This is a genomic window from Streptomyces sp. CA-146814 (genome assembly GCF_050942385.1).
Lineage (GTDB): Bacteria > Actinomycetota > Actinomycetes > Streptomycetales > Streptomycetaceae > Streptomyces.
The window spans coordinates 7,567,407-7,581,400 of record NZ_CP192068.1; the positions used below are offsets into that span (position 1 = coordinate 7,567,407).

The 13,994-nt window shown below is 69.8% G+C and carries 11 protein-coding genes and 1 pseudogene; 7 read left to right on the forward strand and 5 right to left on the reverse strand.

The window, feature by feature from the left end; translation table 11 throughout:
* Nucleotides 1-112 precede the first annotated feature (112 nt).
* The 3 genes from ACQP09_RS33475 to ACQP09_RS33485 are packed head-to-tail and all read left to right on the forward strand — an operon-like array spanning nucleotide 113 to nucleotide 3,033.
* Nucleotides 113-1,222: a FecCD family ABC transporter permease gene (locus ACQP09_RS33475; protein WP_433406423.1), complete on the forward strand. Its 1,110-nt coding sequence runs from the start codon at nucleotides 113-115 to the stop codon at nucleotides 1,220-1,222.
* On the forward strand, nucleotides 1,222-1,995 hold the full coding sequence (locus ACQP09_RS33480; protein WP_433406425.1) for an ABC transporter ATP-binding protein: 774 nt from the start codon (nucleotides 1,222-1,224) through the stop codon (nucleotides 1,993-1,995). Before ACQP09_RS33475 ends, ACQP09_RS33480 begins: the two co-directional genes overlap by 1 nt.
* Nucleotides 1,996-2,010: 15 nt before the next feature.
* Nucleotides 2,011-3,033 carry an ABC transporter substrate-binding protein gene (locus ACQP09_RS33485; RefSeq protein WP_433406426.1) on the forward strand — a complete coding sequence of 341 codons (1,023 nt, stop codon included), beginning with the start codon at nucleotides 2,011-2,013 and terminating at the stop codon, nucleotides 3,031-3,033.
* A gap of 77 nt (nucleotides 3,034-3,110) precedes the next feature.
* Here ACQP09_RS33485 and ACQP09_RS33490 read toward each other — a convergent pair whose 3' ends face one another.
* From ACQP09_RS33490 to ACQP09_RS33500, 3 genes are all read right to left on the reverse strand, one after another.
* Entirely contained in the window at nucleotides 3,111-3,944 is an 834-nt protein-coding gene (locus ACQP09_RS33490) for an aldo/keto reductase (protein WP_433406427.1), read from the reverse strand.
* A 181-nt stretch (nucleotides 3,945-4,125) separates the two neighbouring features.
* The gene (locus tag ACQP09_RS33495) at nucleotides 4,126-5,541 is read right to left on the reverse strand and encodes an NAD-dependent succinate-semialdehyde dehydrogenase (RefSeq protein ID WP_433406428.1); all 1,416 of its coding nucleotides are present in this window, start codon (nucleotides 5,539-5,541) and stop codon (nucleotides 4,126-4,128) included.
* A gap of 160 nt (nucleotides 5,542-5,701) precedes the next feature.
* Nucleotides 5,702-6,622, reverse strand: a complete 921-nt coding sequence (locus tag ACQP09_RS33500; RefSeq protein ID WP_433406429.1) for an NAD-dependent protein deacetylase — start codon at nucleotides 6,620-6,622, stop codon at nucleotides 5,702-5,704.
* Nucleotides 6,623-6,956: 334 nt separating this feature from the next.
* Here ACQP09_RS33500 and ACQP09_RS33505 point away from each other — a divergent pair, with 334 nt between their 5' ends.
* Nucleotides 6,957-7,538 (forward strand): snapalysin family zinc-dependent metalloprotease, encoded by a 582-nt coding sequence (locus ACQP09_RS33505; RefSeq protein WP_433406430.1) that lies wholly within the window; start codon nucleotides 6,957-6,959, stop codon nucleotides 7,536-7,538.
* Nucleotides 7,539-7,663: 125 nt separating this feature from the next.
* On the opposite strand, the gene ACQP09_RS33510 is transcribed toward ACQP09_RS33505, so the two are convergent.
* Nucleotides 7,664-8,293 carry a TMEM175 family protein gene (locus ACQP09_RS33510; protein ID WP_433406432.1) on the reverse strand — a complete coding sequence of 210 codons (630 nt, stop codon included), beginning with the start codon at nucleotides 8,291-8,293 and terminating at the stop codon, nucleotides 7,664-7,666.
* A gap of 363 nt (nucleotides 8,294-8,656) precedes the next feature.
* On the opposite strand from ACQP09_RS33510, the gene ACQP09_RS33515 reads away from it, so the two are divergent.
* The gene (locus tag ACQP09_RS33515; RefSeq protein WP_433406433.1) at nucleotides 8,657-10,057 is read left to right on the forward strand and encodes a DUF7507 domain-containing protein; all 1,401 of its coding nucleotides are present in this window, start codon (nucleotides 8,657-8,659) and stop codon (nucleotides 10,055-10,057) included.
* A 124-nt stretch (nucleotides 10,058-10,181) separates the two neighbouring features.
* On the opposite strand, the gene ACQP09_RS33520 is transcribed toward ACQP09_RS33515, so the two are convergent.
* A complete protein-coding gene (locus ACQP09_RS33520; protein WP_433406434.1) occupies nucleotides 10,182-11,012 on the reverse strand; it encodes an alpha/beta fold hydrolase in 831 nt (276 codons plus the stop codon).
* Between the two features lie 408 nt (nucleotides 11,013-11,420).
* On the opposite strand from ACQP09_RS33520, the pseudogene ACQP09_RS33525 reads away from it, so the two are divergent.
* Nucleotides 11,421-12,314 (forward strand): annotated as a pseudogene (locus tag ACQP09_RS33525) (family 16 glycoside hydrolase); the annotation flags it as partial.
* A gap of 375 nt (nucleotides 12,315-12,689) precedes the next feature.
* A complete protein-coding gene (locus ACQP09_RS33530; protein ID WP_433394878.1) occupies nucleotides 12,690-13,886 on the forward strand; it encodes a glycoside hydrolase family 64 protein in 1,197 nt (398 codons plus the stop codon).
* Nucleotides 13,887-13,994: the final 108 nt, after the last annotated feature.

Below are 13,994 nucleotides of genomic sequence, written 5' to 3' on the forward strand. Positions count from 1 at the left end.
ACAGGCTCCTGACCATTCGCCGTGGACTGCGAAGGGCGCTGCGCGGGACGGCCGCCGTCCGGGCTGCTCCTCCTTGCGCGCTCGTACGGCCCGAGGCGAAAGCGACCGCCCTGTGGCCACGTCTCTCGACCGCATACCCGCCAAGCCGTCGCGCCCCTCGCGCGTCGGCACCGGACCGGCACCACCCCGCCGCGTACCCGTGCCGGTCCTCCTGGCCGCCCTGTCCCTCGCCCTTCCGCTCTCGCTCGTCTGCGGGGCCGGACTCGGCGCGTCCGGGCTCTCCTGGGGCGAGGTGCTCCGCTATCTGTGGGCCGGGCTGACCGGCGGGGCCATCAGGCCCGACGAGGTGTCGGCGTACACCATCGTCTGGGAACTGCGCCTGTCGCGGGCCGTGCTGGCCGCCATCGTCGGAGCCGGGCTGTCGGCCATCGGTGTCGCCGTCCAGGCCATGGTCCGCAACGCGCTCGCGGACCCGTTCGTGCTCGGCATCTCCTCGGGAGCGGCGGTCGGCGCCAACGCCGTCCTGATCTTCGGTGCGCTGGGGGCGCTGGGCATCTGGGCCCTGTCCACGGCGGCGTTCGTCTCGGCGCTGCTCGCCATGACGCTCGTGTACGCGGTCGCCCGCACCGAACGCGGACTGACCCCGCTGCGGCTGGTCCTGACGGGGACCGCGATGTACTACGGCTTCTCGGCCGTCACCACGTTCATGGTCTTCGCGGCCGAGCGCGGCGAGGCGGCCCGCTCCGCGATGATGTGGCTGCTCGGCAGCCTCAGCGGGGCCAACTGGGCCTCCGTACCGATCGCCGCGGCCGTGGTACTCGCCGGCCTCGCCCATCTCGCCTGGTCGGCACGGCGTTTGAACGCCCTCGCCATGGGGGACGAGACCGCGGCGGCGCTGGGCGTGGACCCCAACAGACTGCGCAAGGAGCTCTTCCTGGTCTCCGCGGCCGTCACCGGAGCGGTCGTCGCGGTGAGCGGAGCGATCGGCTTCGTCGGCCTGATGGTCCCGCACGCCGTACGGATGCTGGTGGGCGCGGACCACCGCCGGCTGCTGGCCGTCGCACCGCTCGCCGGAGCCGTCCTGCTGATCTGGGTGGACATCCTCTCGCGCGTCGTGCTGGCGCCGGTGGAACTTCCGGTGGGCGTCCTCACCGCCGTCATCGGCGTCCCCTGCTTCATCCTGCTGATGCGCCGCCGGTCCTACTCCTTCGGAGGCATCTGATGCGGATCGACATCGACGCGCTGACCGTCGAGATCGCCGGCGCACGGCTGGTGGACGAGGTGACCCTGGGCGCGGCCGAGGGCCAGTTCGTCGGCCTGGTCGGTCCCAACGGCAGCGGCAAGTCCACCCTGCTGCGCTGCGTCTACCGGGCCCTGCGCCCCTCCGCCGGCGCGGTCCGCGTCGGCGGTGAGGACCTGCACGCCGTGAGCGCACGGGAGGGCGCCCGCCGGCTGGCCGCACTCCCGCAGGAGGCCGGCGCGGAGTTCGACTTCACGGTGGCCGAGGTCGTGGCGATGGGGCGGATGCCCCACCAGGGGCCGATGGCCCGGACGACCGACGAGGACCGCAGCCGCTGTGTCGACGCGCTGGCGGGGGTCGGCGCGGCCCACCTGGCCGAACGCGGCTTCCTCACGCTCTCCGGCGGCGAGAAGCAGCGCGTCCTGATCGCCCGCGCGCTCGCCCAGGAGCCCCGGGTCCTGGTCCTGGACGAGCCGACCAACCACCTGGACATCGCCCACCAGCTGGAGATCCTGGCGCTCGTACGCGCCAGCGGCCTGACCGTCCTCACCGCCCTGCACGACCTCAACCTCGCCGCTCTCCACTGCGACCTCGTCCACGTCATCGACGGCGGCCGGATCGTCGCCTCCGGAGCCCCGTACGACGTCCTGACCACCGAGCTGCTGGCCGAGGTCTTCGGCGTACGCGCCCACCGCGTCGCCCACCCCGAGACCGGCGCGCTCCAGCTGCTCTTCGACCTTCCCACCACTCCTTGAGGAGCCTCACCCGCCATGCAGAACCGCATACGCCCCGCAGCGCTCGTGCTCGCCGCCGCCCTGGCCCTCACCGGCTGCGGAGCGGACGTCACCTCCCAGGCCGACGGAAAGGACGGCAGTGACAAGGCCGACCGGCACTACCCGGTGACCGTCGAGAACTGCGGCGAGAGGAAGCGCTTCGACACGGCACCGCAGCGCGTCGTGACGAACGACGTCGGCATCACCGAGATCATGTTCGCCCTCGGCCTTGAGGACCACATGGCCGGCTACGTGATGCCCGACGACAAGGGCGACATGACGTCCGTCCCGTGGAAGGACGGCTACCGGAAGACGAAGTGGCTCTCCAAGGAGCGCATCAACAAGGAACTGGTCCTCGACGCCCGCGCCGACCTGGTCTTCGCCGGCTGGAACTACGGCTTCAACGAGGGCGAAGGCTTCACGCCCGCCGAGCTGAAGCGCGTCGGCGTCGACTCGTACCTGCTCAGCGAATCGTGCCGCAACGGCCAGGGCAAGGCGCGTGGAGTCATGCCGCCTCTCGAAGCGCTCCACACCGACCTGCGGAACCTGGGCATGATCTTCGACGTGGAGGACCGCGCGGACACCCTGATCGCGTCCTTCCAGAAGCAGGTCGACGAGGCCCGGGCGAAGGCGCCGAAGGGCGGCGACCGCCCGCGTGTCTTCCTGTACGACGATGGCAAGGACAAGCCGCTGACCTCGGGCGCGTACGCCGGACCGCACGACATCATCACCAAGGCCGGCGGCGACCACATCATGAAGGACCTCAAGGACAGCTGGACGACGGTGGGCTGGGAGACCGTGGTCGACCGCGACCCCGAGGTCATCGTCATCAACAACTACGGTGACACCACCGCCGCGCAGAAGCGCGCGTTCCTGAAGTCCTACAAGCCGCTCGCCGACGTGTCCGCGATCAAGAACGACCGGATCGTCGTCCTGGACTACGTGGACCTGGTGGAGAGCCCGCGCAACCCGGCGGCCATCAGCTCGCTGGCGGACGACCTGCGGAAGTTCGCCTCGTAGCCCGTCCGTGATGCGCGAGGGCCCGGCCACGGGGTTGTCCCCGGGGCCGGGCCCTCGCACACCACCTTGACGTCCGGTCAGCCGTTGAACGTGTCCGGGTCGGGGCCGGTGCGCTCGTCACGGTTGAGGGCGGAGATCTCACCGATGTCGCCTTCGGTGAGCTCGAAGTCGAAGAGCGCGAAGTTCTCCTGGATCCGCTTCAGCGTCACCGACTTCGGGAAGACGATGTCCCCGCGCTGCAGATGCCAGCGCAGCACCACCTGCGCGGCCGACCGGCCCAGCCGCTCGGCGATGCGGGTGATCGCCGGGTCCGTGAGCACCTTGCCCTGGGCGATGGGCGACCAGGCCTCCGTGGCGATGTCGTGCTCGGCGCCGAAAGCCCGTACGGCGTCCTGGGTGAGGTAGGGGTGCACCTCGATCTGATTGACGGCGGGTACCACCGTGCTGCTCTCCAGGAGCCGGCGCAGGTGGTTGGGCTGGAAGTTGGAGACCCCGATCGCCTTGGCCCGGCCGGACCGGTAGACCTCCTCGAGGGCCTTCCAGGTCTCCACGAAGTCGCCCGAGGTGGAACCGGGCAGCGGCCAGTGGATGAGGAAGAGGTCCAGGTACTCGAGACCGAGCTCGTCCATGGTGCGGTCGAACGCCCGCAGGGCGTCTTCGTGCCGGTGCGCGTCGTTGTTCAGCTTGCTGGTGACGAAGACGTCGGCACGGTCGATCCCGGAGTCCCGGACCGCCTGGCCGACCTCCTTCTCGTTGCCGTACATCTCCGCCGTGTCGATGTGCCGGTAGCCGGTCTCCAGAGCGGCCAGCGTGGTCTCGCGGGTCTCCTCCGGCGGGATCTGGAAGGTCCCGAAGCCGAGCTGGGGGATCGTCACACCGTTGTTGAGGGTGATGTCGGGTACTGCGGGCACGATGAACTCCTTGCTGTCGACGCCTCGGAAGGCGGTGGGGGATGGGTACGGGAGGGGCGGTCGTGCCGGTCCTCCTTGCGGGCCGGACACGTGTTGCGTACGTAGGGCGCTCCGGGCGGACCCTGCGGTCCGGCCATGTGGGCCTGGAGCGACGGACGGGGTACGGCGGCGGGGCTGGGGCTCAGCCCGCGATGCCCTGCAGTTCGGCGTCGGGCGGCAGCACACGTACGAGCTTGCGGTTGACGAACTCCTGCATGCCGAGCTTCGAGAGCTCCCGCCCGTAGCCGGACCGCTTGATCCCGCCGAACGGCAGGTCGGGCTGGGTCGAGGTCGGGTGGTTGACCCAGACCATGCCGGTCTCCACCCGTTCGGCCACCCGGCGGCCCCGGTCCACGTCCGAGCAGAACACGGACCCGCCGAGGCCGTACTGGCTGTCGTTGGCGAGCGCGATGGCCTCGTCCTCGTCCTGGACCCGGTAGATCACGGCGGCGGGGCCGAAGAGCTCCTCCGCGTACGCCCGCATGCCGGGCTTGACGCCGGTGAGGATCGTCGGTTCGACGAAGGCCCCGGGGCGGTCGATCCGTCCGCCGCCGATCACCAGCTCAGCCCCCTGCTCCACGGTCTCGCGGAGCTGATCGGCCAGGTCGGAGGCGGCCTGCTCGGAGGAGAGCGGCCCCAGCGTCGTCGCCTCGTCGGACGGATCGCCGGGCGTGAGTGCCGCGAACGCACGGCGCATCCCCGCGACGAAGTCGTCGTAGACCTCCGCGAGGACGATGAACCGTTTCGACGCCACGCAGCTCTGCCCGGTGTTGGCCATCCGGCCGGCCACCGCGGCACCGACCGTACGCTCCAGCCCCTCACCGTCGAGCACGATGAAGACATCGCTGCCGCCCAGCTCCAGCAGGCTCGGCTTCATGTTGCGGCCGGCGCGTTCGGCGACCTGCGCCCCGGCCCGCTCACTGCCGGTCAGCGAAGCGCCCTTCACCACCGGGCTGTCGATGATGCGCGAGATCTCGTCGTGGCTCACGAACAGGTTCGTGTAGACGCCCTCCGGCGCACCCGCGTCGCGGAACAGCACCTCCAGGGCGAGCGCGGACTGCGGGCAGATCCCGGCGTGCTTGACCAGGACGGTGTTGCCGAGCACCAGGTTGGGGCCCGCGAAACGCACCACCTGGTAGAGCGGGAAGTTCCACGGCATGACGCCCAGCAGGACCCCGAGCGGCTCGTTGACGAGATGCGCCTCGCCCTCCTCGACGTCGAGCGGCTCGTCGGCGGCGAAGCCGGGCCCGTGCTCCGCGTAGTACGTGAGGATCGACGCGGCGAGGTCCACCTCGCCGCGCGCTTCGGAGATCAGCTTGCCCATCTCCAGGGTGATCAGGCGCGCCAGGGTCTCCTTGCGCTCCTTCATCAGCTCGGCGACCCGCCCGACCAGCGCGGCACGCTCCTCGATGCTCCGCTTCCGCCACGCGTCGAAGGCGTCGCCCGCGGTCTCCAGGACGGCATCCACCTCCGCGCCCTCGATGGCCGGGAACTCCGCGAGGGTCTCCCCGGTGTACGGATTGACGGTGGCGAACGAACTCTTGCGCTGCTCTGACATGAAATCTCCAGAACGACGGGTGGTGCACGAGGCGGAACGCTGCGCTCCGCCTCAGTGCGGGGTACCCGACTTGGTGGACCGGAAACTAGCCAAAAGCATCCACATGGGTGAAAATTCCTCACGGAACGTGGCGGCCTGTTACGGAGAGTGGCGCTGAGGCTTAGTGCGGGCCTGACTCCCCGATAGCGGTCGACCCGTCGTCGACAGGAATACCCAGTCGGTCGGCCACGGTGGTGAGGGCCGTTCCCAGCGGGAGCGCGACGCGGGTGAGGGCGTGGCGGTCGCCCCGGGTCGGGTCCCGGTTGACGATCAGCACGGGCTGTCCGGCCTGGGCGGCCTGGCGGACGAACCGGAGCCCGGACATCACCGTCAGCGAGGAGCCCAGGACCAGCAGCGTGTCCGCCTCGCGGACCAGTGCCCGGCAGCGCTCCACCCGCTGCGGGGGCACGGTTTCCCCGAAGAAGACCACATCGGGTTTGAGGATGCCGCCGCAGAGGGCGCACGGCACCACGCGGAAGTCCCCGACCTGCTCGTCGGTGAGGTCGGCGTCGCCGTCCGGGTTGATCGTGGCGGCGACCGGCGCGAAGCCCTCGTTGGCCTCCTCCAGCCGCCGTGCGAGCTCGCGGCGGGGGCTGAAGGTGCCGCAGGAGAGGCAGACCACGCGGTCCAGGCTCCCGTGGAGCTCCACGACCTCTTCGCTGCCGGCGGCCTGGTGCAGGCCGTCGACGTTCTGGGTGATCACGCCGGACAGCATGCCGTGGCGTTCGAACGCGGCCACGGCCCGGTGCCCGGCATTGGGGCGGGCGCTGCCGAAGGTGCGCCAGCCGAGATGGCTGCGCGCCCAGTACCTGCGACGGGCCTGGGCCTCGGCGGTGAAGTCCTGGTACGTCATCGGCGTATGCCGGCTCAGGCTCCCGCCCTCGCCCCGGTAGTCGGGGATGCCCGACTCGGTGGAGATGCCGGCCCCGCTCAGCACCAGCACACCGCCCCTGTCCAGGGCGCCGGCGACCGGCTCCAGATCGGTGGTGCCCGGCGACGCCTCCTCGGTGGGGGTCCAGCTCAGGGTGGGGCGCATGCGCATGCCTTCAGGGTACGGAACGGCCTCGGTTCCCTGCCGTCGCCACCGCACCCTTCCCGTGCCGTCCCGCGCTCATGGCGACAGGCTCTATCCGGCCACAGCTGCGTGAGTGTGGTTCGGCCAGTACGCGAAGGTGCTGCCGAGCCGCAATCGACACCGGTGCTTTCCGGCCTATCTGGAATGGCAGGAGCATGGCGAACGCCTCGCGATGGGCATAGGTTCTGCGGTCCTGGAGGTTCGGCAACTGGCCTTCCCTATTGGCTAGTTGGCGCAACCATCCGCCCCGCACTCTCGACTCCGCCCCGGAGCCGAGCCCCCCATGAGTGAAGGGACAGCAATGCTGAACTCGAGAGGCCTGAAGGCGGCCGGCATCGCCGCGTTGATCACCCTGACCACCGTCACGGCGGCGAACGCCACGCAGGCGCCGACCCCGCGCGTCACGGAGAGCGCGGCAGCCGTGGTGACCCTCCGCTACGACGACAGCCGGGCCGGCAGCTGGCAGGCGGCGATCACAGCCGGGGTCGCCTCATGGAACACGAACGTGGGCAACGTCAAACTGGTCAAGGCCGCGCCCGGGACGCGCGCCGAGATCCAGATCGTCGCCACCAACGGCTGGCCCCAGGCCACGCTCGGGCCGGTACGGCCGGGCGGCCAGGTACGGGTGGAGCTGGGCAGCCAGGCCGTCACCGAAGGCCATGACAAGACCCGTATCACCGCGCACGAGCTCGGCCACAGCCTGGGCCTGCCGGACACCAAGCCCGGCCCGTGCTCCCAGCTGATGTCGGGTTCGAGCGCCGGTACCAGCTGCCGGAACGCCGTCCCGAACGCCACCGAGCGGTCCCGCGTCGAATCCTTCTACGCCAACGGCGCGGCCTCACGCACGCCGGCCGACGGACGAGTCCTGGTGGACGCGCCGTAACGGAACGCGCGGCGAGTGAGCGGCGCCCGGCCCGACCGGCGCCGCTCCTCGCACACTCCAGGAACCGGAGTGCCGGCCACCCGTCCTGGAGGCGTGCTCTCGTACGTACGGAAACGGCATGGGTCTCAGCCCTCCTCCCTGGTGCTCCGCAGCCGCCGTTCCCGCCGGCCGAGGACGGCCTTCAGCGGGAAGAGGGCGAGCCAGCACCACATCGCCACCTGCGGGTCGACGAAGGCGATGGGTACGGAGGCGCCGAAGACGACGACCGTCGCGATCAGGTCCGCCGCAGTGTCCCGCCACTCACCCACGGCGCGGACACCGTGCCGGCCCCTCAGCGTCGCGAACATGGCCAGCTGCAGCAGGTCGATGGCGCAGATGGTCGCCGCGTACATCACCACCGCCCACGTCTCGCGCGCTCCGTACTCGGCCAGCAGGGACGTGGGAAACGGGACGATGGCGATCACGCCGAGCACCGCGAGCGTCAGATGCTGGGGAAGGCCGCCCGTCTTCGCGGACACCAGCAGGATCTGCCGCTGGTCGCGCCAGAAGATGGCGAGGATGAGGAAGCTCAGCGCGTAGGCGGCGAGCTGGGGCGTGCTCTCGCGCAACGCGTCGTGGAACTGCTCGGAGTCCAGGCCGGGCGCGATCCTGACGTCGAGGGCGAGAAGCGTCATGGCGATCGCGAAGATGCCGTCGGACAACGTGATCAGACGGTCGGGGCGTGCTGAAGCGCTGGCGTTGCTCACCCGGCTCACCCTGGTCCCTCGCCCCGCATCCGACGCGAATTGCTCCGACTGCGGGCACGCCGCTCTCCCGTTCCGGCAGCGGCCGTCGGCGTCAACCGCCCGGCGGCTGTTTCACTCCGTGCAGGAGGGAAAAGGTGGGCTTCCGGCCAGGACGTGGGTGGAGGAAGAGCGGCGTGAGGCGAGTGGGACAGGAGCGTTCCGACACCGGTGATCGGCCCATGGCAACAGCCGGTGCTCGCAGCGTGAAACGCGGCGCACGGGGTTGGCCGGCGGCCGCCAGTGGTCGCTTTACGTAACGGACCGCATGCCTTGAGCTACTGACTGTCCGGTCCCGCTGCGGAGGGTCCGGACATCGACCTGAGGGGGAAGACCATGACCACACCTTCCGCTCCACTTCGCGTCGCGCTGGCCAACGGCAGTTTCGAGGAACCTGTGGTGTCCGGGGTGGAGATCCTGCCGGACGCCTCACAGACGCAGGCGGCCAAGTATGTGCCGGGCTGGCTGACCACAGCGAACGATCACAGGATCGAGCTGTGGCGGTCGGGCTTCAACGGGGTGCCGGCGGCCCACGGCGCCCAGTTCGCCGAACTCAACGCGAATCAGGTGTCCACGCTCTACCAGGACCTGCCGAGCACGCCTGGTACGACGCTGTACTGGCGGCTGTACCACCGCGGCCGCCAGGGCGACGACACCATGGCGCTGGACATCGGCGCGCCCGGCTCCACGGTGGAGCAACGGCGGTTCACCGACGGGACGACCGCCTGGGGCTACTACACGGGCACCTACACCGTTCCGGCGGGCCAGGTGCTGACGCGGTTCGCGTTCCGCTCCATCTCGGCCGCCGGCGGTAATCAGGGCATCGGCAACTTCCTGGACGGCATCTTCTTCGGCACCGCCCCGTACGTGGAACTCACCAAGATCGCCGTTCCGGCGGGGCCCCTGGAGGTGGGCGACACCGTCACCTACCGGGTCACCGCCAGGAACGAAGGCGGGGGAGCGGCCGAGAACCTCGTCCTGACCGACGTCATCCCGCAGGGGACGACGTACCTGCCCGGCTCCCTGCGCATCGTGGACGGCCCGAACACCGGGACGAAGAGCGACGCGCAGGGCGACGACCAGGCGTACTACGACGCCGAGACCGACCAGGTCGTCTTCCACCTGGGCAACGGCGCTTCGGGCGCCTCGGGTGGCAGCCTGCCCAGCACCGAGACCCTGCCGGCCGGGACCACGGTGGAGTACCGCGTCGTCATCGACCGGGAGAGCGGCGGCCGGCAGATCACCAATACGGCGACGGCCTCCTACGAGAACCGGCTCGGCGACACCCCGCAGCCTCTGACGGCCACATCCGACGAGCAGATCACCCAGGTCAAACCGGCCGCCGACCTGTCCGTGACGAAGGCGGCCGACGCGACCACGGTCACCGTCGGCCAGACAGTCACCTACCGCATCACGGTCCACAACACCGGCCCGAACCCGGCCACCGGTGTCTTGGTCACCGACCGGCTCCCCGACGGCCTGGTTTTCCTCTCCGCCGACGGAACCCCGGGTGACTACGACCCGACGACAGGGCGCTGGCCTGTGGGCGACCTGGCCGACGGTGCCACGGCGACGCTCGTGCTCCGAGCCAAGGCCACGAAGCCCGGCGCGCTCACGAACACCGCGACGGCTGAAGGGAACGAGAAGGACCCCGACGCCACCGACAACACCGACGCGGTCACCATCTGCGTGGACCCAGCTCCTTCCTGCTGCGACCCATGCTCCACGGGAACGTAGGGACGCGTCTCACGCGTGGATGGCGGCGCACCGGGGTTCCGGTACGCCGCCATCCACGCGAGGCGAGGTGCGAAGGCGATCGGGCCGTTCCTGAGCTCCTCCACGCCTCTACGCCTCGGCTCCTTCACTCCTTGACGAACGCCAGCAGGTCGGGGTTGAGCACGTCGGGGTTCGTCGTCAGCATCCCGTGGGGGAGACCGTCGTAGCTCTTGAGGCGGCCGTTCTTGAGCAGCTCGGCCGACAGCGGCGCCGAGTCGTCGTACGGCACGATCTGGTCGTCGGTGCCGTGCGCGACCAGGACCGGGACGTCGATCGCCTTGAGGTCCTCGGTGAAGTCCGTCTCGGAGAACGCCTTGATGCACTCGTAGTGTGCGTTGGCGGCTCCTCGCATCCCCTGGCGCCACCAGTTGTCGATCACTCCCTGGGACACCTCGGCGCCGGGCCGGTTGTACCCGTAGAACGGCCCCGAGGGGACGTCGAAGTAGAACTGAGCGCGGTTGGCGACGAGGGACGCGCGGAACCCGTCGAACACCTCGATGGGCAGACCGCCGGGGTTGGACGGCGTACGCACCATGATCGGCGGCACCGCTCCGACCAGGACCGCCTTGGCGACCCGCCCCGGCTTGGCGTGCGCCACGTACCGGGCGACTTCGCCACCACCGGTCGAGTGGCCGATATGGACAGCTCCGCTCAGGTCGAGAGCGTCGGTCACCGCGGCCACATCGGCAGCGTACGTATCCATCTCATGACCGCTCGCACTCTGGGAGGACCGCCCATGGCCTCGACGGTCATGGGCGATGACGCGGTAGCCCTCCGCGAGGAAGAACAGCATCTGGTTGTCCCAGTCGTCGCCGCTGAGCGGCCAGCCGTGGTGGAACACGATCGGCTGGGCGTCGCGCGGGCCCCAGTCCTTGTAGAAGATGCGCGTGCCGTCGCTGGTGGTGACCTTGCTCATGGCAGACCCTTCCGCCTTGCAGATGTGCGTGGTGGGTTGGGAGATCCTTGGACCGGCCGCGAGGGGCGGGGGACGGAAGCTTCCTCGTCGTCCGGAAGGCGCAGCACGGCCGTGCGGTCAAATGCGACATTACACCTAACGCGGGCATCGGTCATATGGGCTCCGGGGCCCGCGGCGGGTGGCATCCGGCGCCCTGCGTGTCGGCACTCAGTCCGTCTGCGCAGCCATGCCGGACCAAGGGGTGACGGTGGGCTCCGCCTGCCTCGTCCACCCCTGCCGCTGAAGGTCATCGACGGTATCCTGAGGCGGCGGCGACCGGGGCTGGTCCGGGTTTGGCCCCCCCTCCCGCGACCCGCCGGTCAGCGCGAGCCCGGCCGCCATAGGGCGCTGCTCCCGCGCGACCGAATGCAGGCGGGTCCGGGGTTCTTCGCCGACAGTGATCACACGCTGACTTCGCGGGGTGGTCTGGGGTTGTTGTGGTATCAGGCGAGGGAGTACGGGTCTTATTCCCTCAAGCTCGATTGGCGTCTGGCGGGTGACGGCAATTCCGGTGTTTTTGTGGGGTTTCCGGCCTCTGAGGACCCGTGGTCTGCGGTGAGCAATGGTTATGAGATCCAGATCGACGCTACCGATGCTCCTGACCGTACGACGGGTGCGGTTTACGGTTTCAAGTCCGCTGACCTGGCCGTACGGGACGCGGCTCTGAACCCGCCGGGGGAGTGGAACACGTATGAGGTCAGGGTCGAGGGTGAGCGTCTGCAGCTTTTCCTCAACGGCCGTAAGATCAACGACTTCACCAATACCGACCCTGCCCGCAGCCTCCGGCAGGGTCACGTCGGCCTGCAGAACCACGGTGAGGGCGACGAGGTGTCCTTCCGTAACATCCGCGTCAAGGAGCTCGGCGGTACGACCGGGCCCAAAGAGGGGGCTGTCACCGGCATCGGCGGCAAGTGTGTCGATGTGGCGGACGGGTCGGGTGCGGACGGTACGCAGGTCCGGCTGTGGACGTGCAACGGGTCGGCTGCGCAGAGGTGGACGGCCGGTGCGGATGACACGCTGCGGGCGCTGGGCAAGTGCCTGGACGTGAGCGGTGCGGGTACGGCGGACGGTACGAGGATCCAGCTGTACGGGTGCAACGGCACGGGCGCGCAGAGGTGGGTGCCGCAGCCGGACGGCACGTTGAAGAACCCGTCCTCCGGCAAGTGCCTGGACGCTTCGGGGGTTTCGTCGGCGGACGGTACGAGGCTGCACTTGTGGTCCTGCCATGGCGGTGCCAATCAGAGGTGGGTGCTGCCGGGCTGAGTGGTCCTTTTGGCTCCGGGGTCACTGCGGGAGGCGGTGGCTCCGGGACCGGCCGCCTCGCGGGGCCGGTGGCGGCGGCGGGGCGCAGCGCCGAACGCGCCCGCCGCCGTCCTTCGCGTGCCGGGGGGTGCGGGTCGGGCTGTCCGGTCCGGCGGGGCTTCGGCCTGCAAGCCGCGCCGGGGCATCGGGTCATCGGGTCATCGGGGTGAACCGGGGCCCATCTCGTGCAGGCCTCCATCTGCCTTGTGAGGGAAAGGAGTTGAGCCGGGCTCGTTGACAGTGTCTCGTCCCGGCAGGATTCTGAGAGCGCTCTCAGAATTGGTCTGGGGCCCCCACTGTTCCACTTGCGGATCCAACCCGATGAGGAGGACGAGCATGCCCGTTCCCTGGAGAAGCCTCGCTTCACTGACCGCCGCGCTGGCGCTGGCCGCCGGTCTGACCACCGCCGTCGGCCAGAGGGCCGCGGAGGCGGCGGTGCCCGCGACCATCCCGCTGACGCTCACGAACGATTCGGGCCGCGGTGATCAGGTCTACGTCTACAACCTGGGAACGGAGCTGTCGACGGGCCGTCAGGGCTGGGCCGACGCGAGCGGCAGGTTCCATCCGTGGCCGGCCGGAGGCAACCCGCCCACCCCTGCGCCGGACGCGTCGATCGCCGGGCCGCGCAATGGGCAGTCGATGACGATCCGGATGCCGAAGTTCTCCGGCCGGGTCTACTTCTCGTACGGTCAGAAGCTGGTCTTCAAGGTCACCACCGGTGGTCTGGTCCAGCCGGCGGTCCAGAACCCGAGCGACCCGAACAGGAACATCCTGTTCAACTGGACCGAGTACACGCTCAACGACGCGGGCCTGTGGATCAACAGCACGCAGGTCGACATGTTCTCCGCTCCGTACTCCGTCGGCGTCAAGGCGCCCGGCGGCGCCGTCAAGTCCACCGGCCGCCTCAAGCCGGGCGGCTACAACGCGGTCTTCACCTCGCTCAGGAACCAGCCCGGCGGCTGGGCCGGCCTCATCCAGACCAGGCCTGACGGAACGGTCCTGCGCGCGCTGTCTCCGGGCCACGGCGTCGGCGCGGGTGTGCTGCCGACGGGCATCCTGAACGACTACGTCAACCGGGTCTGGAGCCGCTACAGCACCTCCACGCTGACGGTGGCCCCGTTCGCGCACGAGCCGAGCACCAGGTATTACGGCCGGGTCTCGGGGAACGTCATGAACTTCACCAACAGTGCGGGCGCGGTCGTGACGTCGTTCCAGAAGCCGGACTCGGACAGCGTCTTCGGCTGCTACAAGCACCTGGACGCCCCGAACGATCTGGTACGGGGCCCGATCTCGCGCACCCTGTGCGCGGGCTTCAACCGCTCCACCCTGCTGAACGGCACGAACCACCCCGACAACAACGCGGCGAACTTCTACAAGGACGCCGTGACCAACCACTACTCCCGCTTCATCCACGCGCAGATGGTGGACGGCAGGGCGTACGGCTTCGCCTTCGACGACGTGGGCGCCCACGAGTCGCTCGTCCACGACGGCAACCCGCAGGAGGCCCGGATCACCCTGGACCGTTTCAGCTGACCAGCTCCCGGCTCTCGGGCTCCGGACCACCATGCCGTCTGCGTGCCGCCTCGGCCGGTACGCAGACGGCGTCCAGATCGTCCTCGACACGGCGGGGGAGGGCCCCGA